The following is a 17,375-nucleotide window of genomic DNA, read 5'->3' on the forward strand; positions in this document are numbered from 1 at the left end:
GGAAGCGGACAACATCATTGAGGCTCATTACAACCGGGCGCGAGCGGGTCTTCAGGATCAGCCCGCAGGTTCCTGAAACGGTCAGGATCTCACCATAGGAAGGACTTACCCATGACGAAATCAAGCCGAGAGCAGTTTGACGCGCACGCCGAGAAATACGCTTCAAGTGCGGTCCATCGATTTGGAGCCAGTCTGCCGATCTTGCTGGAGTTGGCTGCCCCAAAGGAGGATGATCTGGTTCTCGATATCGCCACAGGCACCGGGAACACAGCCCTCGCTCTGGCCTCACACGTCGCACGAGCCGTCGGAGTGGATGTGTCGCCAAAGATGCTCGACCAAGCGCGGGCACGCGCTGATCGTGAGGCCTTCACCAACGTGTCATTTCAGGAAGGTATAGCGGAACACCTCCCCTTCGCGGACGCAAGCTTCACGCTAGTGACCTCGAGGCACGCCCCGCACCACTTCCGGGAAGTTCCGACCTTCCTGCAGGAGGTACACCGAGTGCTCCGGCCAGGCGGCCGCTTCGTTTTGGCTGATCAGATCACGCCGCGCGCTGAGATGCAGCACTGGGTGGACTTCTGGCAGCGCACGCGCGATCCGTCGCATGTTCGTCAACGAACCGTGGACGAGTGGCGGGAGATGACCAAAGCGGCGGGATTCCGTTCAGTGGAAGAGCGCCTCGTGCCGTATCGGTTGGAATTCGAGTGGTGGACGCAGCAGTCGGGCACCAGCACTGAAACCGTCGAAACGTTGCGTGAACACGCTCGGAATGCTGACGTGGAGGTACGCGAAGCGATGGGTTTGGAGTTTGATGCCCAGGGACACGTTCAGGCCCACCATGACCCGATGTTGGTTGCTCGCTGGGATCGCTGAGGCACGGGAGTTCAGGGGCGCCGAGTTCTCGGTGACTGATCTGGGGGGTGGCGTTATCCATCCTGAGCTTCGGCATGGACCTGCTCACCTCCAGTGCCGGGGAACGCATGATCTCGGCCCCCTACGCGTTCCTGCGGGTCGTCAGCAGCCTGATCCTTGCCTGAATCTCCTAGTAAGCGCTGTCTTGTTATCACGCTCCTCGCTGTTCGGCGTAGCTCGGATGAGTCACTCTGTTGATGTGGCCGAGAGCCTGCAGAGGCACCATCAGGGTAACCGAGCAGCGGAAGTGCTGAACTACAAAAGGAAAAGCCGTGAATGTACATCTTTACATTGCTCAGAGCCGTTCCCGCGAACTCCGAGCCGAAACCCAGCGAGACCGCGAAGCCCGCTCTGCACAAAATCAGAGCAAGCGTCCCAGCTTACTCCAGCTCACTAAGGCCCTGATCCTGCCGCGCTAATCCGGCGTAGCACACTTGGGAAACCTATGCTGATGAGCAGTACCCTCTTGGCCAGGTGGCCAAGAGGCTTCACACCGAAAGGGCTGCTAAGCCCGCCATGAATGTGAGTGACTACCCGTAGCCACCCGTGCTGACGAACAGCAGGCCCATCCCGAAGGGCGTCAAGGCCTGCGCCAGATTGACGGGCCGGGTCAAACGGCCATTCACCGTTCCAAACTGGGTCGGGGGATACCACGCGACAAGCAGTTCGCTGCGGGCCAGGGTCAAGGCCCCGTTGGCGGCCCCGAAGAGCACGATACTCGGTGGTCTGTCCTTTGGATTGCTGGCCTAGACAAACCAGACATACTGGTTAGTGGTTGCTTGGCTAAGCGCAGGCGCGGCCATGAGTTTGACCTTTTACGAAGCAGTCTTCACGGTGCTGGGGCAACAAGTGGGGGCATATTTTTGCCAGCATTTTGTCTTTGCCTTCTTGAGCATGCGCCGATTAGACCCGAATGGTGACGCGGGCGCCGTGTTCCTCCAGGTGCACCGAGTCGATGAAGCGCACAACGCGGCTGGCATGCCCCATGACCACGGAGTGGGTTCGGGCCCCTCCGCCAAAACGGCGTACCCCCTGCAGCAGTTCTCCGTCTGTGATGCCCGTTGCTGAAAATACCAACTGCTCTCCAGGCGCGAGGTCGGCAGTGGTGTACACCTGCATTTCGTCGAGTCCCATGCCCCTCAGCCGCTCCCGCTGTTCAGCTGTTTCCGGCATGAACCGGCCCTGAATTTCACCCCCGAGGCACTTGAGGGCGGCCGCCGTGATGACCCCTTCGGGCGCGCCGCCCCAGCCCATCACGGCGTGCACTCCCGTCCCGCGCACAGCCGCGGCCAGGGACGCGATCACGTCGCCCTGCTCAATCAACTTCACCCGTGCACCGGCCCTCCGGACGCTCTGAATCAGCGTCTCGTGCCGCTCCCGGTCAAGCACGACCACCACGAGGTCTTCAACAGCTCTCTCCAGGCTTTGGGCCAAGACGTTAAGGTTTGCCTCCACCGGCCAGTCAAGGCGGACTCGGCCTGCCGCTGGCGGCGGAACCACGAGCTTATCCATATAAATGTCTGGCGCGTGCATGAGGCCGCCGCGCTCAGCGATGGCAATCACTGCGATGCCGTTGGGCAGGCCCTTCGCCGCAACGGTGGTGCCTTCAACCGGATCTACGGCGATGTCAATGGGAAAGCGGCGCGCCCCACCGCCCACCTTCTCGCCGATATAGAGCATTGGCGCCTCATCCATCTCGCCCTCGCCGATCACTACCGTGCCCTCAATGTCCAGGGCGTTCAGGGCTTCCCGCATCGCCTCGGTGGCGGCGCGGTCGACTTCATGCTTGTCGCCTTTGCCGGTCCAGCGGGAGGCGGCCAGCGCCGCCTGCTCCGTGACCCGGACAGTCTCCAGGACCAAGGCTTGTTCCAAACTTGACAGGGAGGTCATGGTGTACGCTCCTGGCGCAGCTCAGGGGGAAACGGGGGCAGGCGCACGGCCTAGCTCCCCCGGTAAGTGCTGTAAGACCAGGGAGTCATGATCAAGGGGACGTGGTAATGATCGGCCGTATCGCCGACGGTGAAGCGCAGGGTCACGAGGTCGAGGAAGGGAGGCTGGGACGCAGCCCCGAAGCCCTCAAAATAGGGGGCGACGTGAAAGGTCAGCTCATACGTGGCCGGCTGGAGGCTGCCGCGCTCGATCAGCGGCGCGTCGGTGCGTCCATCCGTGTTCGTCACTGCTTCAGTCATCTTGCGCCGTCCTGCACCCTCGATCTGAAAGAGTTCGACCCGGATCCCCCTCGCTGGACGGCCCCTGGCTGTATCGAGGACATGCGTGGTGAGGCCCGAGTGCGCGTTCACTCGGCGCGCTCCACCCAAGCTTCCATCAGGCCATATGGTTCAGGATCCACGTGGAAAATTTCTTGGTTGTTCTCCAGTCCGAAGCGCTCCAGGTTGTACTTTAGGTGGTGCTTGTTGGGCATCTGAAACCAGATCCGGGAGATTTCTGGGCAGATCGCCAGCACCTCCTGACCCATCAGGAACAGGGTATGTTGCAGGCTGGGCGAGTAGTGGTCAGTGAAGGTCTCCTGAATCTGCCGGTAGACCCGCTGCCATACGTCATCATAGTCCACGTCGCTGCGGTTGTATTCCCACTTGGAGGTGACAAAGGTCGCCATCACCCGTTCGTTCGTTTCAGGCAGGGTGGTGAAGCGCTCGTCCAACAAGTAGCCTTCCCAACCACTTTGGGTGGTTTTGAGCACGTACAGGTTCTCGATGCCGGAAGTGACTTTAAAACCTGAGCCGTCATCCTCCACGCGGGCGGTGCGCTGGGGCATCTGGCGCACGAAGGCGTGGTTGTGCCCTGTCCCGCCCACCTGCACCCGCTCCCAGAGATACTCGCTGAACTCGGCAAATCCCCCGGTGACCTTGGGCCCGGTCTTGATAAAATGGGCGATCAGTTCCTTACCAAATTGCTCGGGACTGCCCTGAAACCCTTCTTTGGCGAGGCCGTACACCGTGTTGCGCACCGTATCGGTGGCCACCAGATCCGTGTTGTCGCCCTGGGTGTGGGCAGTGTCAAAAGCTCCGGTCATGGCGACGCGCACGGCGAGTTCGCGGATCTCATGGCGTTCTGTATCGCGAAAGACCTTCATCAACTTCACTTCGGCCTTGCCGTAATTGTTCTCACCGAGGCGGGCGTTCATTCGGGCTGGGTTGTTCTGGGGCTGAGTCATACTATTCCTCCTGGGTGATCCTGGCGCACCAGGTCAAAAACTCGGAACCGGGCGATTTTGCCGATCTCTCTTAAGGCGGTTTCCCGCTCGTGTTCAGGGGTGTTCTCTAGACGTATGGCGGCGCCTGCCAAGATGCTGGCCTTGGTATGCTCGCGCACGCAGACGATGTAAGGCATGTCAAACTTGGCGTGATAGGCCACGTTGACGCGCTGGAACTCGGCGTACTCCTCAGGACTCAGGCGGTCGAGTCCAGCGCCAGCTTGCTCGGCAGCAGATTCGGCGGTCACCTGCCCTAACAGCGCCGCTTTCCCGGCGAGGTCGGGATGCGCCCGAATCAGGGCGAGCTGCTCGGCGGGGCGGTCGGTCAGCACCGCGGCGGTAAAGGCAGCCGCCAATTCCTCTACGCGTCGGAAGGGGCGCCCTCTTCCCACCCTCTCGGCGTAGCGCGGGCTGTGTTCCAAAATGCCGCCAAAGGTGTGCACAAACTCGTCGGAGGAGAGGGCGTTCACCTCAGAAAGACGCAGGGAGCTCAATGGACGTCTCCGACTTCAGGAGCATGGCTGGTGGCGTCGGCCGTGTACGAGAGCTGCTCCCGACTGGATCCTACGATGTTGAACAAAATGTTGAGCAAGATCGCGGCAATGGCCGCAGCCGTGATTCCGCTTTCGAGAAAAAGACCGGCCCAATCGGGAAGCTTTTCGTAGAGGGTCGGCACAGTGGAGGGAATTACGCCCAGTGCAATGCTGACGGCCACGATGGTGAGGTTGCGCGTATCCGCCATGTTCACTTTCGAAAGCGTCTGAATACCTGCTGCCGCCACAGTTCCGAACAACACCAGCCCGGCCCCGCCCAGCACCGGCAGGGGAATGGAGGCCACCAACGCGCCCAACTTGGGGAAGAAGCCCAGTAACATTAGGATGACGCCCGCTGTGGCGACCACGAAGCGGCTTTTGATGCCAGTGAAGCGTACCAGGCCGACGTTTTGTGCGAACGCGGTGAAGGGAAACACATTGAACACGCCGCCCAGGGCAGTGGAGAGGCCGTCAGCGCGCAGTCCAGCGGCCACCTCACGGGCATTGACCGGCTTGTCCACAATCTCGCCGATAGCGAGCAGATCGGCTGTGGTTTCCACCATCACGACCAGCATCACCAAAATCATTGACAGAATGGGAATCAGGGCGAAGGTGGGGAACCCGAAGAAGAAGGGAGGCGTGAAGCCGATCGCGGCGGCTGTGCCGACCGTGGCGAAAGACGCCTTGCCAATCAGTGCGGCGACGACCGTGCCGAAGACCAGCCCCAACAACACGGCGACCCGGCTCCAGAAGCCCTTGCCGAAGCGGGTAATCAGCAAGACGAACAGCATGACTAATGCGGCGAGGCCAAGGTTGGTCGGGTCTCCGAAGGTCGGCGCGCTGGGGACGCCGCCCCCTGCCCAGCGAATGGCGACAGGCATCAGCGACACGCCGATGATCGTGATCACTGTTCCGGCCACGACCGGAGGGAAGAAGCGCAGCATCCGGGAAAAGTACGGCGCGAGCAACACTGTAAACAATCCGGCCACGATCACTGAACCGTAAATCCCCGGCAGGCCGTATTCCTTGCCGATCAAAATCATGCTGGCAAGCGCAGCAAAAGTGGTGCCCTGCACGATGGGGAGCTTCGCTCCGAAGCCCGGGAATCCGATGGTCTGAATCAGGGTGGCGACGCCGCACATAAAGAAGCTGGCGTTGACAATCCGGACGACCTGATCTTGCGGCAGACCGATGGCACTGGCCAGCACCAGCGGAACAGCGATGATCCCCGCGTACATGCTCAGCACGTGCTGTAGCCCGAACGCCACCATGCGTCCGGCAGGCGGCACTTCATCAACGGGGTGAACAGAGGAGACAGACGTTCCTTGAAGCATACAAACCTCCCTGCGGGCGGGCGAAGCAGGAATGCTCGCCAGACGAAGCGACCGAACCAAGGCTGCCGGTAAGCCAAACTCCTTAGACGTCTATGTATTTGAGTCGCATTATGGTACGGGGCAGCACCCCTATCTGTCAACCAGTGGAATGAATTTTTACAGAATAAAAATAAGCAGACACTCCAACGTTCTCGGATGAGCATAAAGGTGTTGACCGAAGGGTTCAGAACAACATTATCTAGGCACCGATGGGAGATCTCTCAGGCCCAGAACCGTGCACTGACAACGCTTTCGCACGGTGAGCGGATCGTACAGGCGCAACCCTGCTGGGATCACTGTTCGGTGTGGACTTTGATAACCCCACTGTGTCATAAAACGGTCTATTCCCCCTACCCTGAAGGATGACCCTGCCCGCTCACGCGCATGTCCAGCGCCTACTCGTCTTCCTCAGCAAGCATTGGCGTGCCCTCCTCCTCCTCTTCCTCGGTGTGCTCTTGCCCCTCCTGGGTTTCGTCAAGATCGCCGAAGAGGTCTACGAGAAAGAGCCCTTTGCCTTCGAAGAACCCCTGATGCTCGCGATTCACGCGGGCGCGTCTACCGCTTTAAATGACTTCACCCGCTTCCTCTCGCTTTTTGGCAACACGGCCGGCATGTTGCCTCTGACCGGTCTCCTGAGCATCTTGCTCTACCGCATTCGCCCCCGATTGGCCTACTTTCTGCTGTTGGCTCTGGGCGGCACAGTCGCGATCAACACGGTTCTCAAACAGTTTTTTGACCGGCCCCGCCCCGCGTTCTGGACGCCTTTTCTACCGGAACCCGACTTCTCCTTTCCAAGTGGTCACGCCATGTTTGCCAGTGCGCTGGTGAGCGCGGTGGTCGTCATCCTGTGGTTCACACGCTGGCGCTTGCCAGCCCTGATCTGCGGCGCAGCATACGTGCTCGCGATGATGTGGTCACGGGTGTACATCGGCGTGCATTACCCCACAGATGTCACGGCAGGCGCCCTGGTGTCAGTGGCTTGGGTAGTCGGCCTGAATTACGTGTTGCATGTTCACCAGATCTTGCGTCCGGCCCTATCACGCCCTACTGAGCAACTGAGGAAGACAGAGGACAACAGCCCGCAAGAGACGTCATCAGCATCGGTACAGGAAGTCGATGTTGTGAGTCACCGCGAATAGGGGTTGGTTTAGACGGCGAAAAACGCGAAGGGACGATATGAACCGTTGATCCTTGGTCAGACAGCGACTTCACGAAGCAATCATGCAGAACCTGCATCTATACGGCAGTTCACCCCGATGCTCCTGTCGAAAAAGGGAAGGGGACAGCCTAGTGAACGCCGCTGCCCCGCTTCTCCGTTGCCTTGGGTATTCAGGATTAAGCCTAGGCGTATCAATGCCAAGGGCCTGATAGGGAGGTCAGGTGCTCAGTAGCTAAAAATTTCACTTTTTGGTTGTGCTGGACGGCATAAAAGAGGATTCCCCAGCTGCCCCTCGACAGGGACAGTCCTCAGTACCCGAACCTGGTATGTCAAGTCGGCGGAGAAAAAAATCCTAAGAGGGGCTGGCAGGGGGCGGCCGGCGTGACTGAGCTGCAAGGTTCGATACAACTCCCGGGCCAGATAAGTCCTAAGCGCTCGGAGTGTTGCACGTTTTGTTTTTCCCTCTTGCTCTTTCTTGGCCACGAATGTTTTGGTGCGTTCATCACAGCGCAGACAGGTTAAGGCCATCAGGTAGGGCACTGGGTTGAGCTGTCGGGTGCGGCTGACGTTCACGCACCACCGCGTATTCTTCCCACTGCTCCGCTCAACTGGGGCAGCGCCGCAGTCGCTCGCAAAGTGATGGACGTTTTCAAACCGCTAGATGTCACCAATTTCAGCCGATACGGTACCTGCCAGCATCACACTGATCCCCTGTAACGTCAACAGGGTGGAGGCGACTTGAGCGACCAATATCGCCATGGCGTGTTCCAGCTCTTTGAACGCTGCTTCCACGGAGGTCAGCACGGCCTGAAGGGCCGTACTCAGCGAGGCGGTCGTCGTGTCTGGGAGCGCCTCGAGCATCATCTGGTTCGCCTTGCGCTGCTCGCCGAGCCTGTCCCGCGTGCGGGGCAAATCTTGCAAGCGGGTGCGCTGTGTACAGAGCTGATAGGGCGGGAGTCCTGGATTGGCCAGCAGCACCCGGGCGACGTTCTCCCCATCAACCAACTCGTTCTTTTTCTTGCCACGCCGCGCACGGTACTGGCTGGTCAGGCTGGGATGGAACAAGGGAGCGCCGATGAACAGTGACGCCATGCAACCAGATTTCCACGCCTTTAGCACACGACTGGCGTTCATGATGCCTGGGCTATGCGCGAAGGCGGTCAGCAGGCTTTTCGCATCAGAACCCCCCGTGTATGTCGCACTGGGTCGCAGGCTTCGGTCGGTTGCGCCATGAGCTCCCGCGGCGGGCAGGTGCCCGAGGTTCGTCCGTCGAGGTCAATCCTTCTGGAGATCACTTTTCAGTGTACACCCCGTCACTCCGATGTCCAGTCCACAGCAATTCAGGTTCAGGCTTTCCTAGAGTGCTCGGCTGGGGTAATCCACATCCCGGTCAGGAAAACCATCCCCGTGCAGGCGAGCAGGAACCACAGTGGAAGGGACCACCCCGCCGTCCGGTCATGCAAGGCGCCGAAGATGAAGGGGCCAGTGGACGCCAGCAGGTACCCCGCCCCCTGCGCGAGGGCTGACAGCTTGGGCACCTGCGCCGGATGCGCCGCGCGCAGGGCAATAAACATGAGCGCCAGCGGAAATGTACTGCCACACCCCGCGCCCAGCAGCAAAATCCAGGGCAGGGGCGGCAAGCCGGGCGCCAGCAGCAAACCCAACAGACCCGCCGCAATCAACAGAGATGAGCCCACAACCAGGGGCCGCGGATGGGCCAGCCGCGCGGCCAGCACCGGCACCACCAGGGTGAACGGAAGCTGCACCAAGTTCCCCAGCGCCAACAGCAGCCCCGCCGCCGCTGGCGTCAAGCCTTGGTCTTGGAGCACCCTCGGCAACCAGGTCAGCCAGGTAAAGAACACCAGGGCCTGAAACCCCATAAAAAGCGTCACCGGCCACGCGAATGGGTTGCGCCACACCGACGGTTCCTCTCGCCTGTCGGGTGCCCGGTGGGCCTGCCGCCTGAGCAGCACCGGCAGCCAGGCAAGAGCGCCGAGGCAGGCCAGGCCGGCCCAGACCCCCAGTGAGGCGCGCCACGTTCCGCCCAGGGCCGAGCGGAGCGGCACGGCCAGGCCGGAAGCGAGGGTCGCTCCGCCGACCACGGCCAGGGTGTATATCCCCGTCATGAGGCCCACCTGCTGCGGAAATTCACGCCTCACCAGACTGGGGAGCAAGACGTTGTTCAGCGCGATGCCTGCGCCGACCAAAATGGTGCCCAGGAAGATCCAGCGCAGGCTCGGCCCGACCCGCAGCAGGGCGCCCACGGCAATCAGCGCGGTACTTAGAAACACCACTGTTTCGCTGCTGCGCCGCCGGGTCAGCAGTGGGGCCAGGGGCGCGAGCAACCCCCAGCACAGCAGGGGAATGCTGGTCAGCAGGCTCACTGTGGCTGCGCTCACCTGCAGTTCTGCTTGAACCTGGCTGAGGAGTGGCCCAAACCCCGCCAGGCTCGGACGCAGGTTCAGGGCCACCAACACTATTCCCAGCAGGAGAATAAACGTTGTCGTGCCCCGACGAACTGGAGGAGACGTGTTCGGCTCAGTTTGTTCAGACACAGCGTCCTCCAACGGCCGGCCGTGGCCAGGCAGGCAGGGATCAGCCCCAGCCCAGCCGGGTGGAGACCTGGGCGGCGGCGCGGTTCATCCGCTCAGCGACCTGTCCGATCTGGTCTTCTGTAAAGCGTGACGTAGGTGCTGAGACACTCAGAGAGGCCACCACTTGCTGGGTGTGATCGCGCACCGGCACGGCCACGCAGCGGACGCCCAGTTCGCGCTCCTCATCATCCACGCTGTAGCCCAAGTCGCGCACCCGCCCGAGTTCCTTGAGCAGCGACGCTTGCGTCGTGATGGAGCGCGGCGTATAGGCGGGATAAGGGCCGTCTCCCAGTTTCTGCCGTACGTCCCCCTCGGGCCGCCACGCCAGCATCACCTTACCGACCCCGGAGGCGTGCAGCGGGGCGCTGTCTCCCAAACGCGCGAACATCCGCACGAGCTGGCGGCCCTCGACCTGATGGACGTACACCGCCTCTGTGCCGTAGAGCACGGCCAGGTTCACGGTCTCGTTCAGATCCGTCACCAAGCTTTCCATCTCCGGGTGCGCCGAACTGATCAGGTTGCCGCGCTCTGTAAAGGCCAGACCCACCTGATAGGCGCGCAGGCCAATGCTGTACACCCCACTCTGTTCGTCCCACTCGATAAACCCCTGTTGCCGTAGGGTTTCGAGCAGGCGGTAAGTCGTGCTGGCCGACAGGCCGACTTGACGCGCGAGCACACTGAGGGGTGCCCGCCGCAAATCTTTGACGGCCAACAGCACGGTCAGGCCACGTTCCAGAGTGCGGACAGCGCTGGTCTCGCCGCTGCGGGTTCGGCCCGGTTTCTGTTTGGTGCTCAGGCTCATCGCTGACCTGTTCCCGCGCAGCAGCAGCGCGCGCCCGGAGGCAGTGCGGCAGCCAACCTCACGCGAGCTGCCGGTAAGCGGGCAGGGTCAAGAAATCGGCCAGCGGCGAGCGGGTCGCCACGTCCTTGAAGAGCTGCCCCGCGGCACTGAAGTCTGCGCCGAGCTGCCCGAGTTCCTCGGCAAAGAGGGCGTCGAGTAGTGAGGGCGTGAGGGTTCGCCCATCGTCCAGCTGGACGCTGTGGTGGAGCCACTGCCACAGTTGCGCGCGGGAAATCTCGGCGGTGGCGGCGTCTTCCATCAGATTATGAATGGGCACCGCGCCGCGGCCCTGCAGCCACGCCGCGAGGTACTGGATGCCTACGCTGATGTTCGTCCGCACGCCCCCCTCCGTGACCGTGCCCTGAGGCGGCGTCAGCAGGTCGTCTGCCGTCACCTGAAGGCCGTCCTGCTTGCCGGAGTTGATCTGGTTCGGCGCAGGCATCAGGCGGTCAAACACCTCGGTGGCTAGCCCTACCATGCCGGGGTGCGCGACCCAAGTCCCGTCATGTCCATTGGTCGCCTCACGTTCCTTGTCGGCCCGAACCTGCTCGAAGGCGCGGTCATTGGCGGCTGGGTCATTCTTGACCGGAATGAACGCACTCATGCCCCCAATCGCCGGGGCCCCCCGCCGGTGGCAGGTTTGGATGGCCAGCTTGGAGTAGTTGGCCATCATGGGAACGGCCATGGTGACTTGCGCGCGGTCAGGCACGATCTTGTCACTGCGCTGGCGAAACTTCTTGATGTACGAGAAGATATAGTCCCAACGCCCAGAGTTCAGCCCAGCTGAGTGCTCGCGCAACTCATACAATATTTCATCCATTTCAAAAGCGGCGAGAATCGTCTCGATCAGCACGGTGGCGCGCACTGTGCCGCGCGGCACGCCGAGCGTGTCTTCCGTGAAGGAAAACACTTCGTTCCACCAGCGCGCTTCAAGGTGCGACTCCAACTTGGGCAGATAAAAATACGTCCCAGTGCCCTGGCTCAAGCGCTCGTGCAGATTGTGAAAAGCGTACAGACCAAAGTCGAACAGGGCGCCGCTCATGGCTTCACTGTCTACCGTGACGTGCTTTTCCGGAAGGTGCAGTCCGCGCGGACGCACGAACAGCACGGCTGGGTGCTCGTTTAGCCGGTAGCTCTTGCCGCCCTGTTCCAGCGAGATGGTGCCGCGCACGGCGTCACGCAAGTTGAGCTGCCCGTCCACCATGTTGTTCCACACAGGACTGCTGGCGTCCTCGAAGTCGGCCATAAACACGCGGGCACCACTGTTTAGAGCGTTGATGACCATCTTGCGGTCCACCGGGCCGGTGATTTCTACCCGGCGGTCTTGCAGGTCAGCTGGGAGGGGACTGATCTTCCAGTCGCCGGAGCGGATCGGCGCGGTCTCCGGCAAGAAGTCGGGCAATTCGCCTGCGTCCAGCTGGGTTTGCCGGTTCTCGCGGGCCGAGAGCAGTGCCCGGCGGCGGGCGTCGAAGCGGCGGTGCAGCTCTGCCACGAAAGACAAGGCCCCGGGCGTGAGTACCTCGGCGGCAGTCTCCGGAAGCGGAGCGGTGATGGTCAGGCCTGGGGGAAGGGAGATGGTCGTGGTCACGGGAGACTCCTGGGGAACGTAAACTGTTATTTTAACCTATGAAGACGTTTTCCATTTTAACTGAGATCCGCGTGCGTGGCCCGTTCCCGGACGGGTAACGCCGCCCCGGGCCTCAGGACTCTACCCAGAGGGCGCGGTAATCGTTGAGGTTGTGCCCGCTCGGGCCGGTGATGAGCGCGTCTCCCAACGCGGCGAAGAAACGGCCCGAGTCGTTGCGGGTTAAGAACTCGCGCGGGTTGAGGCCGAGCGTCTGGGCACGGGCGTGCGAATCGGGCGTGAGAAAAGCTCCCGCCGCTTCGCTGTTGCCGTCAATGCCGTCGGAGCCGGCGGACAGGGCATACACCCCCCGCTCACCGAGCGCTTGAAGCAGCCACAGGGCGAATTCTTGGTTGCGCCCACCCTGCCCGTCGCCCCGCACCGTGACGGTGGCCTCTCCACCGGAGAGCAGCACCAGCGGCCCCTGAAAGGGCGTGCCGTAACTGCGGACGCTCTGAACGAGCGAAGCGTGGAACCCTGCCAGGTCACACGCCTCGCCCGCGAAGGTATCGCCCAAGATCACCGACCGCACCCCCCGGGCTGCCAAGAACGCCTGGGCCGCCTCCAGCAACACGCGGTTGGAACCGATGATGGTGTTCTGGGTGTGGGTTAACTCACCGGCTTTCGGCGTCTCGGCGAGGTCGCCCCGCACGCCCGCCGTCAAGTGGGCACGGGCTTCTGGCGCACTGAGACCGTAGCGGTCGAGCAGGCTCAGTGCTTCCGCAAAGGAGCTGGGATCCGGCACGGTAGGGCCGCTGGCGATCACCGAGGGGTCGTCGCCGATCACGTCCGAGATGATCAGGGCCCGTACCTGGGCGCGGGTTGCCTGCGCGAGCCGTCCACCCTTGACCTGCGAGAGGTGCTTGCGAATGACATTGATCTCTCCGATATCGGCCCCGGCGCGCAGCAGTTCCCCGGTCAGCGTTTGCTTTTGGGCGAGCGTCACGCCCCAAGGGGCGCTGAGCAGGGCGCTGCCCCCACCCGAAACCAGGACGAGCAACTGCGCCCCCTGGGGCAGAGCGCGCACCCGGGCGAGGGCTTGCTCGGCGGCGCGGGCACTGTGTTCATCCGGAATGGGATGGCTGCCGGGCCACACGTCCGTGCCTCCAGGCGCACTCAGGTCAGGCGTCCCGCGTGGGGGCACGGCCAAGCCTGGCACGCCACGGTAAGTGTCTAAGGCCGCCCGCAGCATCGGGAGCGCCGCCTTTCCGAACGCCAACACGAAGTCTGGGCGCGGCCCGGTGAGAAAGGGGGCCAGCAGGCGGGCAGGGGCCACCGCCTGCAAGGCCGCCCGGTAGCTGCTGTCTAGGAGTGCCCGCACATCGCTGGTTCGCTCGGAGGCCGACATGTCAGTCCAGTCCGGCGAGCTGCGCGTAGAGTGCCGCGAGGCCCGAATGGTCGAGGTCTCCCATGCCCTGCGCGATCATGGTGTTCATCAGTTCTGCGGCGTTGGCCGTGGCGAACAGCGGGACGGCCTGCTCGCGGCCAGCTTCCAGCGCCAGCCGCAAGTCCTTGCGGTGAAGGTTGATGCGGAAGCCCGGTGTGAAGTTCCCGTCGAGAATGCGCTGCCCATGCAGGTCAAGGATGCGGCTCTGAGCGAAGCCCCCCAGCAATGCCTCGCGCACCCGCGCGCCGTCCACCCCGCTCTTGCGCGCGAGCGTCAAGGCTTCGGCCACCGCTTGGATGGTCAGGGCCACGACGATCTGGTTGCAGATTTTGGTGACCTGACCAGCGCCGGGGCCACCGATATGGACGATGTTCTTGCCCACAGCTTCAAAGACTGGCCGGGCACGCTGAAATCCCTGCTCACTGCCGCCCACCATGATACTGAGCGTGGCGCCCTGTGCACCAACTTGACCACCAGAGACTGGAGCGTCGAGCGAGTCGGCTCCCTTGGAGCTCAGCGCAGCGGCGACCTGGCGCGCAGTGCTGGGCGAGATGCTGCTCATGTCAATGAAGAGCCCGCCCGCCCGCAGGCCCTGGGCCACGCCGTCTTCACCCAGCACAACCTCTTCGACCTGTGGACTGTCCGGAAGCATGGTGATCACGATGTCACTGCTCTGGGCCACCTCACGGGCAGTGCGGGCAACCGCCGCGCCCTCAGCAGCGAGCGTCTGCTCAGCTTCAGGGCTGCGGTTGTTGACCGTTAAGGCGTACCCTGCCTTCAGCAGGTTACGCGCCATCGGCAGGCCCATGATCCCCAAGCCGATAAAGCCAACGCGTTCCTTCGTCATGTTCTCCCTCCCACCCTCAAGGTCTGCATCCATGCCAGCGAACTCACCGTGTCACCCTGAGGGATGTACTCCAGGCCCACGTGGCCGTCATAGCCGTCTTTCTCCAGCGCAGCCAGCAAGAACGGATAATTGATTTCGCCTGTGCCCGGCTGGTGCCGGCCGGGCACGTCTGCCAGCTGCACATGCGCGATCTGCGCTCTGAGGCGGCGGAAGGTGTCCAGCAGCTGCCCCTGCGTGCGCTGCTGATGGTAGAGGTCGTATTGGATGCGGATGTTCTCGGCCCCGACGTCCTCAATCAAGCTGGCCGCCTGATCGGGCGTCTGCAGGAAAAAGCCTGGAATGTCGTGTGGATTGATGGGCTCGATCAGAAGGGTGACGCCCGCATGGGCCAGTCCGGTCGCGGCGTAGCGCAGGTTCTCGGTCAAGATTCGGCGGGTTTCCTCAGGATCAGCGCCTTGCGGCACTTTCCCGACCAAACAGTTGACCAGGGGTGGCTGGGCACCGCGCAGCGCCTCGACGTACGTCAGTGCCTGAGCCACGCCGTCGCGGAACTCTTCTTGGCGCTCCGGCAAGACGGCGATCCCGCGCTCACCGGCCTCCCAGTTCCCGGCGGGCAGGTTAAACAGCACCTGGGTCAGGCCGTGGCGCTGCAGTTGCTCCCGCAGCTCTTCCGGTGCGTAGGGATAAGGAAACAGGTATTCCACGGCATCAAAGCCCGCCCCACGGGCCGCGCCGAACCGGTCCAAAAATGGGAGCTCCTGAAAGAGCATGGTGAGATTGGCAGCAAATCGGGTCATAGGTACCTCACTGGAAAGAAGGCGTCGCCCGGACTCAGTCGAGCATCGCGATGGCGGTGGGCGCGTCTTGCCGGGCATCGTCGGCCAGCTCTTCAAACTCGGTGACGGCGTTGATTTCGGTGCCCATGCTGATGTTCGTCACGCGCTCGAGAATGACTTCGACCACCACCGGCACCCGGAACTCACGCATCAGGTCGCGGGCCTTTTCAAATGCGGGAAGCAGCTCATCCGGCTCGGTCACGCGCAGCGCCTTGCAGCCCAGGCCCTCGGCTACCTTGAGATGATCGACGCCGTAGCCCTGCAATTCGGGCGAGTTGACGTTGTCGAAGGCGAGCTGAACCTGGTAATCCATCTCAAAACCGCGCTGCGCTTGGCGGATCAGGCCCAAGTACGAGTTGTTCACCACCACCTGCAGGTAGGGCAAGTTGAACTGCGCGCCCACCGCGAGTTCCTCGATCATAAACTGGAAGTCATAGTCGCCGGACAAGGCCACGACCTCGGCCTCTGGGCGGGCGACGACCACCCCCAGGGCCGCCGGAACTGTCCAGCCCAGGGGTCCTGCCTGCCCGGCATTGATCCAGTGCCGAGGCTGATAAACGTGCAGGAACTGCCCACCCGCGATCTGCGAGAGGCCGATGGTCGTGACGTAGACGCTGTCGCGGCCAAACGCCTTGTTCATCTCCTCGTAGACCCGTTGCGGCTTGATCGGTACGTTGTCGTAATGCGTCTTGCGCAGGAGGGTTTGCTTGCGCTCTTGACAAGACTGCGCCCACTCGCCGCGGTCTTTTAGTTTGCCGCTCGCGCGCCACTCGCGGGCGACTTGCACGAACAGTTCCAGCGCGGCCCGCGCGTCGGAGACGATGCCGTAATCGGGACCAAACACGCGCCCGATTTGGGTCGGCTCGATATCCACATGGACAAACGTGCGGCCCTCGGTATAGACGTCGAGCCCCCCGGTGTGCCGGTTGGCCCAGCGGTTGCCGATGCCGAGCACGAAGTCGGAGGCGAGCATCGTCGCGTTGCCGTAGCGGTGGGAAGTCTGAAGGCCGACCATGCCCGCCATCAGGGGGTGGTCGTCAGGGAGGCTGCCCCAGCCCATCAGGGTGGGGATCACTGGCACGCCAGTCAGCTCGGCAAAGGTCTGAAGGAGATCCGAGGCGTCCGCGTTGATCACGCCGCCGCCCGATACGATCAAAGGCCGTTCAGAGGCATTCAGTAGCTCCATCGCCTTTTCAGCCTGGGCGCGCGTGGCTGCCGGCTTGTAGATGGGCAGGGGCGCGTACGTTTCCGGATCAAATTCGATCTCAGCCATCTGCACGTCAAAGGGCAGATCGATATGAACCGGGCCGGGCCGCCCCGAGCGCATCACGTGAAACGCCTGCTGGAACACGCGCGGTACCAGGGCAGGCTCCCGCACCGTGACCGCCCACTTGGTCACCGGCTTGGCGATGCTTTCAATGTCCACCGCCTGAAAATCTTCCTTGTACAGCCGGGCGCGGGGAGCCTGCCCAGTGATGCACAGAATCGGCACGCTGTCGGCAATCGCTGCGTAGAGGCCCGTGATCATGTCCGTTCCGGCGGGCCCACTGGTGCCGATGCATACGCCGATGTTCCCCGCTTTCGCGCGGGTGTACCCGTCGGCCATGTGCGAGGCACCTTCAACGTGACGGGCGAGGATGTGGTTGATCCCACCAAGTTTGCGCAGCGCGGCATACAGGGGATTGATGGCGGCACCTGGGACTCCAAAGGCCGTGTCCACCCCTTCTCGGCGCAATACATGTACAGCTGCTTCAATCGCAGTCATTTTCGGCATCTTGATTTCCTCCTTGAAGGCAGCCTAACGAGCAGCTATGCTTTTGTCAACCTATAGAAGTATTTTTTAATAGGTAAAAAATATGCCAGTAGATTTAAGAAGGTCATGCCTTCCGGTACCTGTAAAGCAAGCCGATATATTTCTCTAGGTAAAAAATATCTTCAGGCTTTGACAATTACTCTTGGGGCGTGTTAAACCATAGGTACCTCACCCGCCCCTGGTCTCCCGTGGGTCGCCGACCAGGCGTCTTGCGGCGGGATTCAACTCCGGCCCAGCCTCTC

Annotated in this window: 17 protein-coding genes and 1 pseudogene; 3 read left to right on the forward strand and 15 right to left on the reverse strand. The window is 62.2% G+C overall.

Annotated features, from left to right (window positions below; all coding sequences use genetic code 11):
- Positions 1-111 precede the first annotated feature (111 nt).
- Both M1R55_RS18960 and M1R55_RS18965 read left to right on the forward strand, forming a co-directional pair.
- Complete coding sequence (locus M1R55_RS18960) at positions 112-873, forward strand: methyltransferase domain-containing protein (protein ID WP_249394481.1); 762 nt, start codon at positions 112-114, stop codon at positions 871-873.
- Between the two features lie 311 nt (positions 874-1,184).
- Complete coding sequence (locus M1R55_RS18965; protein ID WP_249394482.1) at positions 1,185-1,331, forward strand: hypothetical protein; 147 nt, start codon at positions 1,185-1,187, stop codon at positions 1,329-1,331.
- A 111-nt stretch (positions 1,332-1,442) separates the two neighbouring features.
- Here M1R55_RS18965 and M1R55_RS18970 read toward each other — a convergent pair whose 3' ends face one another.
- The 6 genes from M1R55_RS18970 to M1R55_RS18995 all read right to left on the reverse strand — a co-directional run bounded on the left by M1R55_RS18970 (position 1,443) and on the right by M1R55_RS18995 (position 5,993).
- Entirely contained in the window at positions 1,443-1,625 is a 183-nt protein-coding gene (locus tag M1R55_RS18970; RefSeq protein ID WP_249394483.1) for a hypothetical protein, read from the reverse strand.
- A 190-nt stretch (positions 1,626-1,815) separates the two neighbouring features.
- Positions 1,816-2,802: a class II fructose-bisphosphatase gene (gene glpX / locus M1R55_RS18975; protein ID WP_249394484.1), complete on the reverse strand. Its 987-nt coding sequence runs from the start codon at positions 2,800-2,802 to the stop codon at positions 1,816-1,818.
- 50 nt (positions 2,803-2,852) lie between these two features.
- Positions 2,853-3,212, reverse strand: coding sequence for a hydroxyisourate hydrolase (gene uraH, locus M1R55_RS18980; protein WP_249394485.1), 360 nt, complete (start codon positions 3,210-3,212; stop codon positions 2,853-2,855).
- On the reverse strand, positions 3,209-4,087 hold the full coding sequence (pucL, locus tag M1R55_RS18985) for a factor-independent urate hydroxylase (protein ID WP_249394486.1): 879 nt from the start codon (positions 4,085-4,087) through the stop codon (positions 3,209-3,211). Before pucL ends, uraH begins: the two co-directional genes overlap by 4 nt.
- Positions 4,084-4,620, reverse strand: coding sequence for a 2-oxo-4-hydroxy-4-carboxy-5-ureidoimidazoline decarboxylase (uraD, locus tag M1R55_RS18990; protein ID WP_249394487.1), 537 nt, complete (start codon positions 4,618-4,620; stop codon positions 4,084-4,086). The genes pucL and uraD overlap by 4 nt, the downstream gene beginning before the upstream one ends.
- Positions 4,617-5,993, reverse strand: coding sequence for a nucleobase:cation symporter-2 family protein (locus M1R55_RS18995; protein WP_249394488.1), 1,377 nt, complete (start codon positions 5,991-5,993; stop codon positions 4,617-4,619). Before M1R55_RS18995 ends, uraD begins: the two co-directional genes overlap by 4 nt.
- Before the next feature lie 401 nt (positions 5,994-6,394).
- On the opposite strand from M1R55_RS18995, the gene M1R55_RS19000 reads away from it, so the two are divergent.
- Positions 6,395-7,171 carry a phosphatase PAP2 family protein gene (locus M1R55_RS19000; RefSeq protein ID WP_249394489.1) on the forward strand — a complete coding sequence of 259 codons (777 nt, stop codon included), beginning with the start codon at positions 6,395-6,397 and terminating at the stop codon, positions 7,169-7,171.
- 245 nt (positions 7,172-7,416) lie between these two features.
- On the opposite strand, the pseudogene M1R55_RS19005 reads toward M1R55_RS19000, so the two are convergent.
- The 9 genes and pseudogenes from M1R55_RS19005 to gcl form a co-directional block, all read right to left on the reverse strand.
- Positions 7,417-7,788, reverse strand: a pseudogene (locus M1R55_RS19005) (hypothetical protein); the annotation flags it as partial.
- A 60-nt stretch (positions 7,789-7,848) separates the two neighbouring features.
- Positions 7,849-8,283: a hypothetical protein gene (locus M1R55_RS19010; RefSeq protein ID WP_249394490.1), complete on the reverse strand. Its 435-nt coding sequence runs from the start codon at positions 8,281-8,283 to the stop codon at positions 7,849-7,851.
- 254 nt (positions 8,284-8,537) lie between these two features.
- Positions 8,538-9,746 carry an MFS transporter gene (locus M1R55_RS19015; RefSeq protein ID WP_249394491.1) on the reverse strand — a complete coding sequence of 403 codons (1,209 nt, stop codon included), beginning with the start codon at positions 9,744-9,746 and terminating at the stop codon, positions 8,538-8,540.
- A 40-nt stretch (positions 9,747-9,786) separates the two neighbouring features.
- Positions 9,787-10,587, reverse strand: coding sequence for an IclR family transcriptional regulator (locus M1R55_RS19020; protein WP_249394492.1), 801 nt, complete (start codon positions 10,585-10,587; stop codon positions 9,787-9,789).
- Positions 10,588-10,645: 58 nt separating this feature from the next.
- Complete coding sequence (aceB, locus tag M1R55_RS19025) at positions 10,646-12,214, reverse strand: malate synthase A (RefSeq protein ID WP_249394493.1); 1,569 nt, start codon at positions 12,212-12,214, stop codon at positions 10,646-10,648.
- A 112-nt stretch (positions 12,215-12,326) separates the two neighbouring features.
- Entirely contained in the window at positions 12,327-13,598 is a 1,272-nt protein-coding gene (locus M1R55_RS19030; RefSeq protein WP_249394494.1) for a glycerate kinase, read from the reverse strand.
- Between the two features lies 1 nt (position 13,599).
- Positions 13,600-14,484, reverse strand: coding sequence for a 2-hydroxy-3-oxopropionate reductase (locus M1R55_RS19035; protein ID WP_249394495.1), 885 nt, complete (start codon positions 14,482-14,484; stop codon positions 13,600-13,602).
- The gene (hyi, locus tag M1R55_RS19040; RefSeq protein WP_249394496.1) at positions 14,481-15,281 is read right to left on the reverse strand and encodes a hydroxypyruvate isomerase; all 801 of its coding nucleotides are present in this window, start codon (positions 15,279-15,281) and stop codon (positions 14,481-14,483) included. Before hyi ends, M1R55_RS19035 begins: the two co-directional genes overlap by 4 nt.
- Before the next feature lie 34 nt (positions 15,282-15,315).
- The gene (gene gcl, locus M1R55_RS19045; RefSeq protein ID WP_249394497.1) at positions 15,316-17,094 is read right to left on the reverse strand and encodes a glyoxylate carboligase; all 1,779 of its coding nucleotides are present in this window, start codon (positions 17,092-17,094) and stop codon (positions 15,316-15,318) included.
- Positions 17,095-17,375 lie beyond the last annotated feature (281 nt).

It is taken from the genome of Deinococcus sp. QL22, assembly GCF_023370075.1.
GTDB lineage: Bacteria > Deinococcota > Deinococci > Deinococcales > Deinococcaceae > Deinococcus.